General features: G+C 73.7%; 7 protein-coding genes and 6 pseudogenes. 7 read left to right on the top strand and 6 right to left on the bottom strand.

Going from position 1 to position 15,728, the window contains the following annotated elements; all coding sequences use genetic code 11:
• Positions 1–44 precede the first annotated feature (44 nt).
• Positions 45–1,660, top strand: a pseudogene (locus CCZ36_RS00695) (phytoene desaturase family protein).
• Between the two features lie 13 nt (positions 1,661–1,673).
• Here CCZ36_RS00695 and CCZ36_RS35330 read toward each other — a convergent pair.
• Complete coding sequence (locus CCZ36_RS35330) at positions 1,674–2,258, bottom strand: SGNH/GDSL hydrolase family protein (protein WP_237302562.1); 585 nt, start codon at positions 2,256–2,258, stop codon at positions 1,674–1,676.
• Positions 2,259–3,070: 812 nt separating this feature from the next.
• Positions 3,071–4,952: pseudogene (locus CCZ36_RS00685) on the bottom strand (serine hydrolase).
• A gap of 224 nt (positions 4,953–5,176) precedes the next feature.
• Here CCZ36_RS00685 and CCZ36_RS00680 point away from each other — a divergent pair.
• A pseudogene (locus CCZ36_RS00680) lies at positions 5,177–5,749 on the top strand (nitronate monooxygenase); the annotation flags it as partial.
• Positions 5,750–6,030: 281 nt separating this feature from the next.
• A complete protein-coding gene (locus tag CCZ36_RS00670; protein ID WP_128816843.1) occupies positions 6,031–7,536 on the top strand; it encodes an acyl-CoA synthetase in 1,506 nt (501 codons plus the stop codon).
• Between the two features lie 101 nt (positions 7,537–7,637).
• Here the strand turns inward: CCZ36_RS00670 and paaK are convergent.
• Positions 7,638–8,938, bottom strand: a pseudogene (gene paaK / locus CCZ36_RS00665) (phenylacetate--CoA ligase PaaK).
• Positions 8,939–9,107: 169 nt separating this feature from the next.
• Between paaK and CCZ36_RS00660 the strand changes: the two are divergent.
• The 4 genes and pseudogenes from CCZ36_RS00660 to CCZ36_RS35315 all read left to right on the top strand — a co-directional run bounded on the left by CCZ36_RS00660 (position 9,108) and on the right by CCZ36_RS35315 (position 11,643).
• A pseudogene (locus CCZ36_RS00660) lies at positions 9,108–10,656 on the top strand (alpha/beta fold hydrolase).
• On the top strand, positions 10,650–10,865 hold the full coding sequence (locus tag CCZ36_RS35325; protein WP_237302561.1) for a hypothetical protein: 216 nt from the start codon (positions 10,650–10,652) through the stop codon (positions 10,863–10,865). The pseudogene CCZ36_RS00660 and the gene CCZ36_RS35325 overlap by 7 nt, the downstream one beginning before the upstream one ends.
• A 29-nt stretch (positions 10,866–10,894) precedes the next feature.
• Positions 10,895–11,140, top strand: a complete 246-nt coding sequence (locus CCZ36_RS35320) for a hypothetical protein (RefSeq protein WP_237302560.1) — start codon at positions 10,895–10,897, stop codon at positions 11,138–11,140.
• Entirely contained in the window at positions 11,098–11,643 is a 546-nt protein-coding gene (locus CCZ36_RS35315; protein ID WP_237302559.1) for a helix-turn-helix transcriptional regulator, read from the top strand. The genes CCZ36_RS35320 and CCZ36_RS35315 overlap by 43 nt, the downstream gene beginning before the upstream one ends.
• Here the strand turns inward: CCZ36_RS35315 and CCZ36_RS00650 are convergent.
• The 3 genes and pseudogenes from CCZ36_RS00650 to CCZ36_RS00640 form a co-directional block, all read right to left on the bottom strand.
• Positions 11,542–13,032, bottom strand: coding sequence for a hypothetical protein (locus CCZ36_RS00650; RefSeq protein ID WP_128816842.1), 1,491 nt, complete (start codon positions 13,030–13,032; stop codon positions 11,542–11,544). The two genes, CCZ36_RS35315 and CCZ36_RS00650, sit on opposite strands and share 102 nt — an antisense overlap.
• Before the next feature lie 498 nt (positions 13,033–13,530).
• On the bottom strand, positions 13,531–15,351 hold the full coding sequence (locus tag CCZ36_RS00645; RefSeq protein ID WP_257791383.1) for a serine/threonine-protein kinase: 1,821 nt from the start codon (positions 15,349–15,351) through the stop codon (positions 13,531–13,533).
• Positions 15,352–15,483: 132 nt separating this feature from the next.
• A pseudogene (locus tag CCZ36_RS00640) lies at positions 15,484–15,717 on the bottom strand (hypothetical protein); the annotation flags it as partial.
• Between the last annotated feature and the right edge of the window lie 11 nt (positions 15,718–15,728).

Genomic DNA, 15,728 nt, shown 5'->3' with positions numbered 1-15,728 from the left:
CGCCGCCTCTGGTGGGGACGGCGGGCGGCGTGTTACGAAGGTGCATGCCCGCACCTCAGAGCCCCGTACCCCGAACACCCGCAGGTCAGCCCGGACCCCAGCGGGCCTCCGGGCCCGGCGCGCCCGCCCGGGACCGTTACGACGCCGTGATCGTCGGCGGTGGCCACAACGGCCTGGTCGCCGCCGCCTACCTCGCGCGCGCCGGGCAGTCCGTCCTCGTCCTGGAACGGCTCGGCACCACCGGGAGCGGCGGTCTCGACCCGCCCCTTCGCCGGGGTCGACGCCCGGCTCTCGCGCTACTCGTACCTGGTCTCCCTGCTGCCCGACAAGATCGTCCGCGACCTCGACCTCGACTTCGCCGTACGCAAGCGGACCGTCTCCTCCTACACCCCCGCCGTGCGCGACGGCCGCCCCACCGGGCTCCTCGTCGCGGGCGAGGGCACCCGGGACTCCTTCGCCGCGCTCACCGGAGGCCAACGCGAGTACGCCGCCTGGCAGCGCTTCTACGGGATGACCCAACGGGTCGCCGAGCGCGTCTTCCCCACGCTCACCGAACCGCTGCCCGGCCGCGACGCTCTGCGCGAGCGGATCGACGACGCCGACGCCTGGCGGATGCTCTTCGAGGAACCGCTCGGCGTGGCCGTCGAGGAGAACTTCACCGACGACCTGGTGCGCGGTGTCGTCCTCACCGACGCCCTGATCGGCACCTTCGCCGACGCCCACGACACCTCGCTCCTCCAGAACCGGTGCTTCCTCTACCACGTGATCGGCGGCGGGACCGGCGACTGGGACGTCCCCGTCGGCGGTATGGGCGCACTCACCGACGCCCTGGCCGGGCCGCCCGGGCGGCGGGCGCCGAGATCCGCGTACGGCACGAGGCGACCCGTATCGAGACCGACGGGAATGCCGCCGAGGTCACCGTCCGCACCCCGGACGGCGAGCACGTCGTCGCCGCGGGCCGCGTGCTCGTCAACGCCTCTCCGCAGGCCCTCGCCGCCCTGCTCGGCGACGCCCCGCCCCCGCCCGCCGAGGGTGCCCAGCTCAAGGTGAACATGCTGCTCACCCGGCTGCCGCGGCTCCGCGACCGGTCCGTCGACCCCCGCCGGGCCTTCGCGGGAACGTTCCACATCGCCGAGGGGTACGGGCAGCTCGCCGACGCCTATCGGGACGCGGCGGCCGGCCGGCTGCCCACCGCCCCGCCCTCCGAGATCTACTGCCACTCGCTGACCGACCCGACGATCCTCGGCCCCGAACTCGCCGCGCGCGGCTACCAGACCCTCACCCTCTTCGGTCTGCACGCCCCGGCCCGGCTGTTCGCCGCCGACAACGACGCCGCCCGCGCCGCCCTCCTCAAGGCGACCCTCGCCGAACTGGACGCCCACCTGGCGGAGCCGATCACCGACTGCCTCGCCCTCGACGCCGACGGCGAGCCGTGCATCGAGGCCAGGACCCCGCTCGACCTGGAGCGCGATCTGCGGCTGCCCGGCGGCCACATCTTCCACCGCGACCTCTCCTTCCCGTACGCGGACGAGGGCACCGGGCGCTGGGGAGTGGAGACCGCGCACGCCAATGTGCTGCTCTGCGGGGCGGGCGCGGTACGCGGCGGCGGGGTCAGCGGGGTCCCGGCCACAACGCGGCGATGGCCGCCCTCGGGGGGTAGCGAGGGGCACCCCCTAGCGCAGGTGCCGGGGGTCCACGGCGGCGGCGATCGCCGTGTGCCCCTCGGTGCCCGGGTGCAGCCCGTCGCCGCTGTCGTACGCGGGCAGCAGCCGGGAGGGGCGGTCCGGGTCGCGCAGCGCCGCGTCGAAGTCGGCGACGGCGTCGAAGACCCGCCCGGTGCGCAGGGCCTCGTTGACCTCTCGGCGCACCGCGTCCGCCTCCGGGGTCCAGCGCGTCCAGCCCTCGAACGGGGTGATGGTGGCGCCCACCGCCCGCAGCCCGGCGGACCGGGCGCGCAGGGCCAGTTGGCGGTACGCGGCCACCATCCGTGCCGGGTCGCGCTCGACCGGCAGATGGTGGAGGTCGTTGACGCCCAGGTGCACCAGGACCGTCCGCAGCCCGGGCAGCGACAGTACGTCCCGGTCGAAGCGGGCCTGGGCGCTCGGCCCGAAGCGGTCGCTGTCGAGCAGCAGCCGGTTGCCGCTGATGCCGAGGTTGGCGACGGCGGAGCCGGACAGTCTGCGGGCCAGCTGGTCGGGCCAGCGGAGGTCCGCGTCGTCGGGCGTGCCGGAGCCCTCCGCGATGGAGTCGCCCAGCACGGCGAGCACCGGGCCGCGCGCCCCGGTCGTCTCGACCCCGTCAGGAGGAACACGGACCGGGTCCGGACCCCGTCGACGGTGTGCCAGGCATGCGTGTTGCGGTGGAAGGACAAGGGGCCGGTGGGGCCCGGGAGCCGCGTCTCGACGGTCAGCAGGGAGCCGTCCGCCGCCCGGAGTCCCACCACCGGGTCGCTGGTGAGGGAGGCGCCCGCCGCCAGCCACGCCTGCGCCCGCCCGCCGAAGGTGACCGGCCGCCCCCGGCGGTCACCGGACCCACCAGCACCTGCGCGGTCCCGAAGGCGTGCGCGTACCGCAGGCGGACCTGCCCGCCCGCCGAGAGCCGCAGCCGCGTCACGCAGAGCCCGTCCGTGAGCCCGGCCGACGCGAGCGGGGTCGTCCGCCGTCGGCGCGGTCTGCGCGGTGGCCCAGGAAGAGGTCCAGTGCGTGCCCGCCCGGGGGAGGCCGGGCGCGGGGCGCGGCGGGGCCGCCGCGCGCGTGCGGCGCGGCGGTGAAGGCCGCCTGACCCGGCCGCCGCCGCGTACGCAGACTCCGTCTGGCCGGTGCGCCGGCCCGGCCGGTCACCGGGAGAGCACCGGGGAGGAGGGGGCGGGGTACCGAACGCTGCTCATGGTGTGCCTCCTGGAATCGACCACGGGGAGCGGGTGGGCCGAGCGGCTCGCGTGCGCCTCGTGCCATCCAACGGCCTCCGGATGAACCGGTGGTGACGTCGGCACGCACCGGACGCGACGCCATTGTGGCGGGGGCGTCGGGCGGGGCGCCGCCGCACCGCGCACGGCGCCCCGCCCCGCCGCTCAGTCGGCCGACAGCACCCAGCCCGTCGCTCTGATCCGCCCCGCGTCCTGGGGCCGCTCGGAGTCGAAGGCCGTGCGGTCCCGTCCCGTACGCGCAGGGCGTCCACGTACGCGCCGCGCCCCACGTACAGCCGGTCCGTGGTGTACCGCCACCGCAGCCGGAGGCTCGTGCCGCGCCAGGCCGACAGGTCCGCCTCCAGGCGGTGCCACACCCGCCCCGAGAAGCCCGTCACCGAGCCGGCCGGGTGCGGCAGCGGGCGGGCGGTGGCCGGGCCCCGGACGCACGGTGGTGAACGGCACCGGCTGCCAGTCCTCCCCGCCCGCCGACGCCTCCAGGAAGAGACCGTCGGAGGCCGGTTCGGTGTCCCACCACAGCGCGCACTCCAGCCGGCCCGTGCGGAGCCCAGACGCAGGGCGGGCAGCGTGAGCGTGGCCGTGGAGGCGCTCGCCATCCCGGAGAACCAGGCCGTGCGCCCCCGCTCGGGCCGCACCGGAACGGCCCGGGCGAGCTGGTTGGCGGTCGCCACCCGGGGTGCGCTGCCCGAGCGCCAACTCCGTACCGGGTGAACCGAGTTGCCCAGCACGATGAGGAAGGTGTCGGTCGTCGGGTCGAGCACCAGGCTGGTCCCGGTGAATCCGGTGTGCCCCGCACTGCGCGGGCTCGCCATCGCGCCCATGTACCAGTGCTGGTAGAGCTCGAAGCCGAGGCCGTGCTCGTCGCCGGGAACGCGGTGTTGAAGTCGGTGAACAGCAGGTCCACCGACTCCTCGGACAGGATGCGGGAACGGCCGTACACCCCGCCGTTGAGCAGCGTCCGGGCGAGCACCGCGAGGTCCCAGGCGCAGGAGAACACCCCGGCGTGGCCCGCCACCCCGCCGAAGCCGAAAGCGTTCTCGTCGTGCACCTCGCCCCAGACGAGACCGCGCTCCAGACCGGACCAGGGCAGCCGGGCGTCCTCCGTCGCCGCGATCTTCGGCTTCCAGGATGCGGGCGGGTTGTAGCGGGTCCGGTGCATCCCGAGCGGGGCGGTGATCTCCTCGCGGAGCAGCACGTCCAGGGTGCGGCCGGTGATCCGTTCCAGGATCAGTTGCAGCGAGATCAGGTTGAGGTCGGAGTAGAGGTAGGCGCTGCCCGGGGTGCTCGCCGGCACCTCGTCCCAGAGCATGCGGAGCTTGCCCTCCCGGGTCGGCTCCTTGTACAGCGGGATCCACGAGCGGAAACCCGAGGTGTGAGTGAGCAGTTGACGGACCGTGATGTCCTGTTTGCCGCCGCCCGCGAAGTCCGGAAGATACGAGGCGACCGCCGCTTCCAGCTCCAGCCCGCCGCGTTCGATCTGCTGGACCGCCAGGAGCGAGGTGAACAGTTTGGAGATCGAGGCCAGGTCGAAGACGGTGTCCTCGGCCATCGCGATCTGCTGGTCCGCCGGGAACTCCACCCCGGTGTCGGTCTCCTCGTCGTACGCGGCGTAGCGCACCGCCTTGCCGATCGGCCGGTGCAGCGCCACCGTGCCGCCCCGCCCGGCGAGCAGCACCGCACCCGCGTACCAGGGGTGCTGGGGGGAGTCGGCGAGGTAGGCCTCGGCGTCCCGGACGAGCTGGTCCAGCGGCTCCTGGAGCAGCCCGGCGCGGGCCGCGTTGCCGCGCCGCAGCGTGGGCCGGTGCGCCCCTGGCTCCATGCCCACTCCCGTGCCCGCCGCACTGCCCGGCACGCCCGTGCCGGAATCGCTCCGGGCGGCCGCGCCCGCGAGGGGGATCGGCGTCAGCGCGAGCGCCCCGCCCAGCGCCAGTATCCCGCCGCCCAGCCGCCGCCGGGCGATGCCGCTCCGGGCGGTGCGTGGGGTGTTCTCGGAGGTCCGCCCGTACCCCTGCGTGTCCCCGGTCATCCGCAACTCCTTCCCGCGCCTGACGTCCGGTCACCGGGCCGTGCCCGTACGCCGGAGCCCGCGCGAAAGTAACTTCCGAAATCTCGCCGAGCAGTGAAAGTTCCTGCCGCCGCAGAGATTACTGTCACCTCCCCGATTCCGGACGGGTCCAGGTCCGCAAAGAATCTGACACTGCATCAGAAGAGCTCTTCCCTCGGGTGCGCCGCTGCGGCATCCTGCCGCCCATGGAGACGGCACTGAGCCGCCGACTGGGGATCGAGCACGCCATCTTCGGCTTCACGCCGTTCCCCGAGGTCGCCGCGGCCATCACCAGAGCCGGCGGCTTCGGCGTGCTCGGAGCCGTTCGCTACACCGCCCCCGACGACCTCGCACGCGACCTCGACCGCCTGCACGAGAACGCCGACGGCAAACCCTACGGACTCGACGTCGTCATGCCCGCCAAGAAGGTCGAGGGCGTCACCGAGGCGGACGTCGAGGCGATGATCCCCGACGAGCACCGCGGATTCGTCCGGGAACTCCTGGCCCGCCACGGCGTGCCCGAGCTGGCCGAGGGGGAGGCGTCCGGCTGGCGCATCACCGGCTGGATGGAGGAGGTCGCCCGGAGCCAACTCGACGTGGCCTTCGACTATCCGATCAAGCTCCTGGCCAACGCCCTCGGCTCCCCGCCCGCCGACGTCATCGCCCGCGCCCACGACCACGGCGTGCTCGTCGCCGCCCTGGCCGGCAGCGCCCGGCACGCCCGGCGCCACGCGGCGGCGGGCATCGACGTCGTCGTCGCCCAGGGGTACGAGGCGGGCGTTGAGCGGCCGCTGTAGCGGGGAGAGAGCCTCGGCTTCCCCTGTCAGGGCGTCGGTCCGCACGGCGTCCGCGAACCGCCGCCACCGCTCCTTCGGGGCGTGCGGCAGAGCCGCCCGGGCCCTCGCGTCGGCCCCCGCGCGGCCGGCGGATCCGCGTGCCGCGCCGCCGGAAGGCCTGTTGCCGCTCGCTCGCCCTCAGGTGCGGCGAACCGGCACGGTCGACCGTCCGGCCGGTATCCCGCCTCTTGACCCCCGGGGTGCGCCCCGCACAGGATCACGCCATGACAGGTGTACGCAGCAGCACAGTCGACGGCGTCCTCACCCGCAGCGCCGGGCGCACCCCCGCACGGACCGCCGTGCGGTACGCCGACCGGGCCTGGACCTACCGTTCCCTGGACGCCGCCGTCTCCACGGCCGCCGCCGTCCTCACCGAGGAGCACGGACTCGCCCCCGGCGACCGGGTGGCCGCCTACGCGCACAACTCGGACGCCTATCTGATCGGCTTCCTCGCCTGCGCCCGGGCCGGCCTCGTCCACGTGCCCGTCAACCAGAACCTCACCGGTGACGACCTGGCCTACCTCCTCGACCAGTCCGGCTCCTCCCTCGTGCTGACCGACCCGGACCTCGCCGGGCGGCTCCCCGTCGGCCGTACCGTACGCGCGCTGCGTGACGCTCCCGGTTCGCTGCTCGACGCCCTGGAGGCAGAGCGGCCCTTCACCCCCGAGCGTCCGCCCGCCGCCGACGACCTGGTGCAGTTGCTGTACACCTCCGGCACCACCGCCCTGCCCAAGGGCGCGATGATGACGCACGGGGCCCTGGTCCACGAGTACGTCAGCGCGATCACCGCGCTCGGCCTCACCGCCGCCGACCGTCCCGCGCACTCCCTGCCGCTCTACCACTCGGCTCAGATGCATGTGTTCCTGCTGCCCTATCTGGCGGTGGGCGCGGAGAACACGATCATGGACGCGCCGGACGCCGTCCGCATCTTCGACCTCGTCGAACAGGGCCTCGTCGACAGCCTGTTCGCGCCACCGACCGTCTGGATCGGGCTCGCCAACCACCCCCAGTTCGCCACCCGCGACCTCGGCGGACTGCGGAAGGCCTTCTACGGGGCCTCGATCATGCCCGTCCCCGTCCTCGAGCGGCTGCGCGCACACCTTCCCCACCTGGCCTTCTACAACTGCTTCGGGCAGAGCGAGATCGGCCCGCTGGCCACCGTGCTGGGCCCCGACGAGCACAAGGGCCGCATGGAGTCCTGCGGTCGGCCGGTCCTCTTCGTGGAGGCCCGCGTCGTCGACGAGAAGGGCGAGGACGTCCCCGACGGCACCCCCGGCGAGGTCGTCTACCGATCGCCCCAACTGTGCTCCGGCTACTGGGAGAAGCCCGTGGAGACCGCCGAGGCGTTCCGCGACGGCTGGTTCCGCTCCGGCGACCTCGCCGTCCGTGACGCCGAGGGCTTCTACACCGTCGTCGACCGGGTCAAGGACGTCATCAACTCCGGCGGCGTCCTCGTCGCCTCCCGTCAGGTCGAGGATGCCCTCTACACCCACCCCGCCGTCGCCGAGACCGCCGTCATCGGCCTCCCCGACGACCGCTGGATCGAGGCCGTCACCGCCGTCGTCGTCCGGCGCGCCGGGGCGAGCGTGGACGAGGGCGAACTCATCGCCCACGCCCGCGAGAGGCTCACCGCCTTCAAAGCGCCCAAGCGTGTGGTGTTCGTCGACGAACTGCCGCGCAACGCCAGCGGGAAGATCCTCAAGCGACAACTGCGGGACGAACTGGCCTGAACCAGCCCCTGCCGGCGCCCCGCCCGAGACGTCTCGGCAGCTGTCCGCCTCGTGGGACCGGGTGGAGCGGTGGTGTGAACAGCCCCGGTCGGCACCGCTGTTCACCCCGTGCCGGACTCCTTCTCCCGCAGGTCCACGATGCGCCGGATCTTGCCCACCGAGCGCTCCAGCGTCTCCGGGTCCACGACCTCGACGTTCACCGTCACCCCGACGCCGTCCTTCACCGCCGCCGCGATGCCCCGCGCCGCCCTCTCCCGTTCGTCGGCCGTCGCGTCCGCCCGCGCCTCCGCGAGGACCGTCAGCGCGTCCAGCCGCCCGTCCCGGGTCAGCCGCAGCTGGAAGTGCGGGGCGACGGCGGGCGTACGGAGCACGATCTCCTCGATCTGGGTGGGGAAGAGGTTCACCCCGCGCAGGATCACCATGTCGTCGCTGCGGCCGGTGACCTTCTCCATCCGCCGGAACGTCCGCGCCGTCCCCGGCAGCAGCCGCGTCAGGTCCCGGGTCCGATAACGGATCACCGGCATCGCCTCCTTGGTCAGCGACGTGAAGACCAGCTCCCCCTCCTCACCGTCGGGCAGCACCTCACCGGTGAACGGGTCCACGACCTCCGGATAGAAGTGGTCCTCCCAGACGTGCAGGCCGTCCTTCGTCTCCACGCACTCCTGCGCCACCCCCGGCCCATCACCTCCGAGAGCCCGTAAATGTCCACCGCGTCGATCGCGAACCGATCCTCGATCTCCCGGCGCATCCCCTCGGTCCACGGCTCCGCGCCGAAGATCCCCACCTTCAGGGACGTCGAACGCGGATCGACCCCCTGCCGCTCGAACTCGTCCAGCAGCGTCAGCATGTAGGACGGCGTGATCATGATGATCTCGGGCCGGAAGTCCTGGATCAGCTGGACCTGCCGCGCGGTCATGCCCCCGGAGGCCGGGATCACCGTGCAGCCCAGCCGCTCCGCCCCGTAGTGCGCCCCGAGACCACCGGTGAACAGCCCGTACCCGTACGCCACATGGACCTTGTGGCCGGGCCGGCCGCCCGCCGCCCGGATCGACCGGGCCACCACGTCCGCCCAGGTGTCCAGATCCCGTTCGGTGTACCCGACGACCGTCGGCCGGCCCGTCGTGCCGCTGGAGGCGTGGATCCGGCGCACCTCGTGCTCCGGTACGGCGAACATCCCGAAGGGGTAGTTGTCCCGCAGATCCGTCTTCGCGGTGAACGGGAAACGGGCCAGATCGGCGAGCGCACGGCAGTCCTCGGGCTTCAGCCCCGCGCGGTCGAAGGCGTTCCGGTAGAAAGGAACGTTGTCGTAGGCGTGCCGCAGGGTGGTCCGCAGCCGCTCCAGTTGCAGGGCCTCCAGCTCGCCCCGGCCGAGCTGTTCCGCCGCGTCCAGCAACGCCGTCATAAGGACCCTTCCTCTCCCGAAGCGGGCGACCGATCATTCGGTCGATCTTCCTGGGAGCAGTAATTCAGGAGGTCGGGGGCGCTGGCAAGAGGAGCGCACACATCGCTGTGGATCAGCTCCCCGCGAAGTCCGCTGTGCTCGCCCACGGCTTCCTGTTTGGATGGGGCGTATGCCGACCTTCTCCGCGTACGACACGACCCCGCTCGCCTGGCACCCGGTGGGGGAGGGGGAACCGCTCATCTGCCTGCCCGGCGGGCCGATGCGGGCGAGCGCGTATCTCGGGGACCTCGGAGGGCTCGCCGCGCGGCGCCGCCTCATCCTGCTGGACCTGCGCGGAACCGGCGCGTCCGGTGTGCCCGAGGACCCCTCGACGTACCGTTGCGACCGTCTCGTCGACGACGTGGAAGCCCTGCGCGAACACCTGGGCCTGGAGCGCGTCGACCTGCTGGCGCACTCCGCCGGAGCCGACCTCGCCCTCCTGTACGCGGCCCGGCACCCGGAGCGGCTGCGCACCCTGACCCTCGTCACCCCCAGCACCCGGGCCGTCGGCATCGAAGTGACCGACGACGACCTGCGCGAGGCCGCCGAACTGCGGCGCGGCGAGCCCTGGTACCCCGAGGCACGGGCCGCCCAGGAGGCGCTGCTCGCCGGAGGACCGTTCGCCGAGCTGTGGCCCGCCGTCCGGCCCCTCACCTACGGCCGCTGGGACGAGGCGGCCCGCGCCCACGCCGAGGCCTCCGCCGGCCAGACCAACGCGGAAGCCCGCCAACGCTACCCGGGGAAGGGGCCTTCGACCCCGCCGCCACCGCCGCCGCCCTGCGCGAGGTGACCGTGCCGGTCCTCGTCCTGGCCGGGGAGTACGACGGCCACCCCGGCCCGGACCGGGCCGCGGAGCTCGCCGCGCTCTTCCCTGGCGCCGAGTTCGTCGTCCAGCGCGGCGCGGGGCACTTCCCGTGGCTGGACGACCCGGGGGCCTTCGCCCGTACGGTGGAGGCCTTCCTCGACCCGGAGATCCTGAGCGTCCAGGCGGGCGGGGTCCGGCTCTCCTACCGGGTGTGGGGCGCCCCGACGCCCCGCCCGTCGTCCTGCTGCACGGCCGGACGGGCTCCGGCGAGACCTGGACCCGGATCGCGCGGGACCTGGCCGCCGACCACCGCGTGTACGCCCCCGACTTCCGCGGCCACGGACTGAGCGACTGGCCCGGCCGCTACTCCTTCGAGATGTTCCGCGACGACCTGCGCGCCTTCCTGGAAGCCCGCAACCTCGCCGGAGCGACCGTCGTCGGGCACTCCATGGGCGGGGTCGCCGCCTACCTGCTGGCCCAGCGGGAACCGGGCCTGATCGGGCGCCTGATCATCGAGGACGCGCCGCCCCTCCTCCCGCTCGACCCGCCCCGCCCGCCCGCCGTCCGCCCCGACGGCGACCTCGACTTCGACTGGCCCGTCGTTCCCGACACCGACGCGCAGCTGAACGATCCCGACCCGGCCGTCCGGGAACGCTTCCCGGAGATCACCGTCCCCACCCTCGTCATCGGCGGCGGGCCCGACAGCCACATCGACCAGGAACAGCTCGCACGGATGGTCCGCGCGATACCGGACGCCGAGCTGGTCACCGTCGACGCCGGACACCTGATCCACACGGACCGGCCCAGGGAATTCCTCGCGGCCATCCGGGCGTTCGGGCTCCACGGGCGGGAAGGAGGCGGCGACGCATGCTGAGCGCGGGAAGGTTCCGGACCGACACGATGCCGCGGGGTGACCGGTTCGCCTACTGGCACACGTACATGGCCGACGTCGTCGCGCCCATGGAGATCAGCAGCCCCTACGCCCACGACTTCCGGGCCGAGTACCGGCTCCTGCGCATCGAGGACGCGGCGCTGTGGCCCACCCGGGCGCCCGCCTCCCGTTACCGGCGCACCCCCGGCTGATCCGGAAGTCCGACCCGGAGCTGCTCCACATGACGCTCGTTCAGCCCGGCAGCGGGTCCGTCCAGGTCGAACAGGGCACGGTGCGCAGCGCTGTCGCACCGGACGACATCTACTTCATCGACACCTCGAAGCCCTATGAGGTGGCGACCGTCGACGCCCCCATCAGGGGTATCGGCCTCGACCTCCCCGGTCGCAGCTGCCCCTGCCGCCGAGCACGTCCCTGGACGGCGTCGTGGGCCGCCGCCTGTCCGGCCGCCACGGCTTCGGCGCGCTGATCTCCCAGATGCTCCTGCACCTGGTGGACCAGACGGAGGTCTACGGACCGGCCGACGGACCCCGGCTGCACCGCGTCCTGCTCGACCTCATGGCCGGCGTGCTCGCCGACGGGCTCGACCAGGAGTCGGCCCTGTCACCGGAGGCCCGCAGCCACAACCTCGTCCCGGCCATCCGCTCCTTCATCGGCGGCAACCTCCACGACCCTCGGCTCACTCCTGCGGCCGTCGCCGCCGCGCACCACATCTCCACCCGCCACCTGCACCGGCTGTTCCAGCAGGAGGGAACCACGGTGGCCGCCCTCATCCGCAACCGCCGCCTGGAGCGGGCCCGGCGGGACCTCGCCGAACCCGGACTGGCCGGCACACCGGTCCACGTGATCGCCGCGCGGTGCGGCTTCGGATCACCGGCCCACTTCAGCCGGGTGTTCCGCGCCGCCCACGGGATGTCCCCCGTCGACTACCGGTACGCCAAGCTCCGGGAGAGCGACGAGTCTGCGAACTGAGCGGCGGGGGCGGTCGGCCCGCCCGCTCAACACAGGCTCCGGTACGGGGCGTCGGGCACGTACGTACGCCACTCCTGAGGGGTGATGTCGCGCCCGGCGCGCCGGCACACCTGCTCCGCCAGCCGGTCCGGCGAGAGGTCCAGCCTGTGGACCGCGGAGCCTGTCACAGTGCGCAGGCGCGTGCCCTCGAACGCGAGGGCGTCCACCCGGCGTCCCGTGATGGGCAGGGGGTTCCCGAGGGGCGTCCTCGTGCTCGTCTCCCAGAGCTGGACCGCCTCGCCCGAACGGCCACGGCGAGCAGGCTGCCATCGGCGGAGAAGGCCAGGTCGCCGAGGGGCTGCCCGAACCTGGTCGCGCCCGGCACCAGTTCGCTCGCCAGCACCGCCTCGCGTTCGCGTACCGCACCGTCCCACAGCTCCAGCCAGCCGGACTCCTTGAGCACCGCCAGGTAGCGACCGTCGGGGAGAAGACCGGCCGGCCACCGGGATCGCGGGCGAGTCCGGTCTTGCGCACCGCCCCGTCGGCCAAGGTGACCTCCGTCCCCGCGGCGGTCACCAGCCGTTCGCCGTCGTGGCTGAACACGGCTTCCGCGGTCCGGTCGTTGAACTGCCGTATCTTCGTGCGCTTCTCGATGTCCCAGACCTCGTGGATGTGGGAGTCCGCACTGTTCACCCCGAACTCCTGAGACACCAGGGAGAGATGGCGGCCGTTCGGGGAGACGGCGAGATGCAGAGGGCGGTGGTTCGCGGCGACGGGGACGCGGTGGAGGTTCTTGCCCTCCCTGACGTCGCGCACGACCACCTCGTCGTCGGTCTCGTAGCGGGAGACCCTTTCCCGGTACGAGTACGCCATGACGCGGCCCTCGTCGTCGATGGAGGCGAACAGCTCCTCGCCCTCCAGCGCGTCGCCGCCCTCGCGCTGCGCGACGAGGTCGCCCACGGGCTCTCCGGTGCGCAGGTCGACCGCCTGGAGCGTCGGCGGGTCGACCGAGCTCGGCGCGGACCGGACCAGCCCGAACCGGCCCCCGGCCGACACGGCTGCGGTGACGCGCCGGTCCGCCCGGCCGGACAGGGCGCCGGCCAGGTCGATCTCGTAGAGCCGGCCGGTGGTGGTCGAGAAGTAGCGCAGCCGCTCCGCCTCCTCGTCCAGGGCGAGTTGGTGGGCGTACATCCCCTTGTCACCCTGTCCGGTGGGCGCGGTCACCGTGAACAGGGGTTCCTCCGAGCCACGGGCCCACACGTCGATGGTCGTGCCGTCGTTTCCCCAGCCGACGAGGAAACGCCCCTGTGAGCCGAAGCGGAGGCCGTCGCCGCGGTGGCGCATCGAGCCGGTCCTCTTGTGGGTGACCAGGTCGTACAGGTTCGCGGTCGAACCGATCCGCACCGACATGTGCCGCCCGTCCGGGCTGAACTCGAATCCGCAGGGGCCGGCCTTGTCGGGGAGTTCCTCGCGGATGACCGGGCCTCCCCGGGCAGCAGGCCCGCCACGCGCAGCTCGCCGCCTTCGCAGCCGGCGGAGTACGAGCCGTCGGGCGTCAGCGTGCTTCCGCGGGGCACGACCGCCAGTCCGTTGCCGTCCCGGTCGGCCAGGGCGGTCGAGCGGCCGTCGGACAGGAGCATGTGCCCGCTGTTGGATATGGCCTCTCCCTCGAAGTACCCCGACGGCGCCCGGACCGGGGCGCGGCCGGAGTACCGTCCTCGGTGTTCATGACCCGGAACGTTCCGTCCTCGGCGACCAGGAGCATGAGCCGGCCGTCCGGGCTGAACGCCGGGCGTCGTGTGTCGTCGAGAGCGAATTCCTCGGGAGAAAGGGTCGCCACCGGCTTCTTCAGGGCCGCCTGCCCGCCCGCCAGATCGTGGATGCGCACACCCAGCGACGAGGAGGCGATCAGACGCCGGCCGTCACGGAGAGGTGGCTCGACTGCTCCTCACCGTCGTTCACGTCGCTCAGGTCGATGACCGAGCGCACCGGCTGGACGGCGGCAGCGGCGAGGGCGGCCCGAGCCTCCGGCACTTCGGCGATCCGCCAGGAGGCGAGGCCCAGGAGCATCGCGGTCTCCGGCTCCGTGGCCGGCAGGTTCTCCGCCGCCCGGGCCACCGCGCGGGCCGTGGCCTCGGCCCGGCGGCGGTCGGCCTCCCGGCTCTGGGTCCAGGCCAGGCCACCCGCCAGCAGAGCGAGCGCCGTGGCCCCGGCGAGCCCCGACAGCAACTGCCGCCGACGCCGGGTGGTACGGGCCACGGTGGCCCGGCTCGCGGTGAGGAAGCGCTGCTCCAGCGGGTTGGGCCGCAGGCTGTAGGGGGCGGTGGGCAGCCAGTCGAGGCACCGGGTCAGCTCGGTGCCGCGCAGCAGGTCTTCCGGCCGCTCGCCGTGACGCTGCCACAGCCGTGCCGCCGAGCCGATGCGCTGAAGGACGGCGAGGCCCGGCCGGTCGGCGTCGACCCAGGCGTGCAGCCGCCGCCACGCGGGCAGCAGCGCGGCGCTCGCGGGGCGCAGAGCCCCGTCCGCCTCCGAGGCGAGGACCCCGGCGGCCAGCAATCGCTGGGCGGCGGCGGTGACCTCCTGCTGCTCTCCCTCGGGCCGGTCGGCCAGCAGTTCGTCGGGGTGGGCGGTACGCACGGAGTCCTGGGAGCCGTCCGCCGCGGCCCCCGGCACGGTGAGGCGGAGCAGCAGCCCGTGGGCGGCGAGCTGGGCGGCGGGGGAGAGCGCCGCGTAGGCCGCCTCTGCCCGCTCGCCGAGGGGCGCCTCCACCACGGTCCCGCCGACGCCACCAGCGCCGTCCCCGCTGCCCGCTCCATCCGTGCCGGTCGCCATCGGTCCGTCGGCCCCGGGCGCGGCGGCCTTCCGGGCGCCCGCTTCCATCAGCGCGGCTCGGGGGTCCGCCGCCTTGACGGGCGCACCGACCAGGCCCAGCAGCAGATCGGCGGCGGTGGGCCGCAGCTCCGGATCCTTGGCGAGGGCCGCGGCCAGGAGCGGCCGTACCTCCGGGGGCAGCGCTCCCAGATCCGGCTCGACGGTGGTGGTGCGGTGGGCGACCTCGGCGATGTTCTCGCCCCGGAACGGCTCCGTGCCGGTCGCCGCGTACAGCACGACCGCGGCCCACGCGAACACGTCGGACGCCTCGGTGGCCCGCTGCCCGGCCAGGACCTCGGGGGCCATGTAGCCGAACGTTCCCATGATCGCGCCGGTGGCGGTGAGGGACATGTCGGGGGCGCGGGCGATCCCGAAGTCGATGATCCGGGGCCCGTCCGGGCCGAGCAGGACGTTCCCGGGCTTGAGATCCCGGTGCACGACGCCCGCCTGGTGGATCGCGGCCAGCGCGGTCGCCACCCCGGTGGCCAGCCGCAGCACCGCGTCCGGGGACGACGTCCCGTTCTCCCGTACCGAGGCGGCGAGGGTCGGCCCCGCCACGTACTCGCTGACCAGATAGGGGACTTCGCCGTCGACGCCCGCGCGCACGATCCGCGCCGTGCAGAACGGCGCCACCCGCCGGGCCGCCTCCGCCTCCCGTGTGAAACGCTCCCGCAGGAACGGATCGGCGGCCCGGTGCAGCGTCTTGAGCGCGAACCGGGCTCCGGACGCGTCGTACGCCTCGTACACCACGCCCTGTCCGCCGCCCCCAGCCTGGCGGCGAGCCAGTACTCCCCGATGCGCTCCGGATCGTCCTGTGTCAGCGGCGAACTCACTGTGATCTCTTTCCCGTTCGAACATGAAGGCGCAGGTGGGAGAGTACGTGGGGTCGAGCACCCGGCGCACCCCCGCGGCGCCGGGCGACCCGACACCCACCAGTCTGCGGATCACTTCCCGATCTGTCCTTGACGATCGGCGCCGGGGCCTTGACGATCAGCGCCCGGGGCAGGCGGGGTCCCTCGGCCGTTCAGCTCGGATGGGCCCGCGGCCGTTCAGCTCCGGTCGTTCAGCTCCGGTGGCCCCCGCCACCACCGCCTTCGCCCACCGGCGGTCCGCCTTGCCGCTCGGCGAGCGCTGGATCCGGTCGGCGAGCACCAGCGCGCCGGGGATCTTGTAGCCGGCCAGCCGGAGCCGGCAGTGGGACTGCACCGCCTCCAGGGTCAAGGCACGAACTTGCG

This window comes from Streptomyces sp. S063 (genome assembly GCF_002832675.1).
Taxonomy (GTDB): Bacteria; Actinomycetota; Actinomycetes; order Streptomycetales; family Streptomycetaceae; genus Streptomyces; species Streptomyces sindenensis.
Note: the sequence above shows the minus strand (reverse complement) of the source record. Positions and strands in the feature narration are given on the sequence as shown.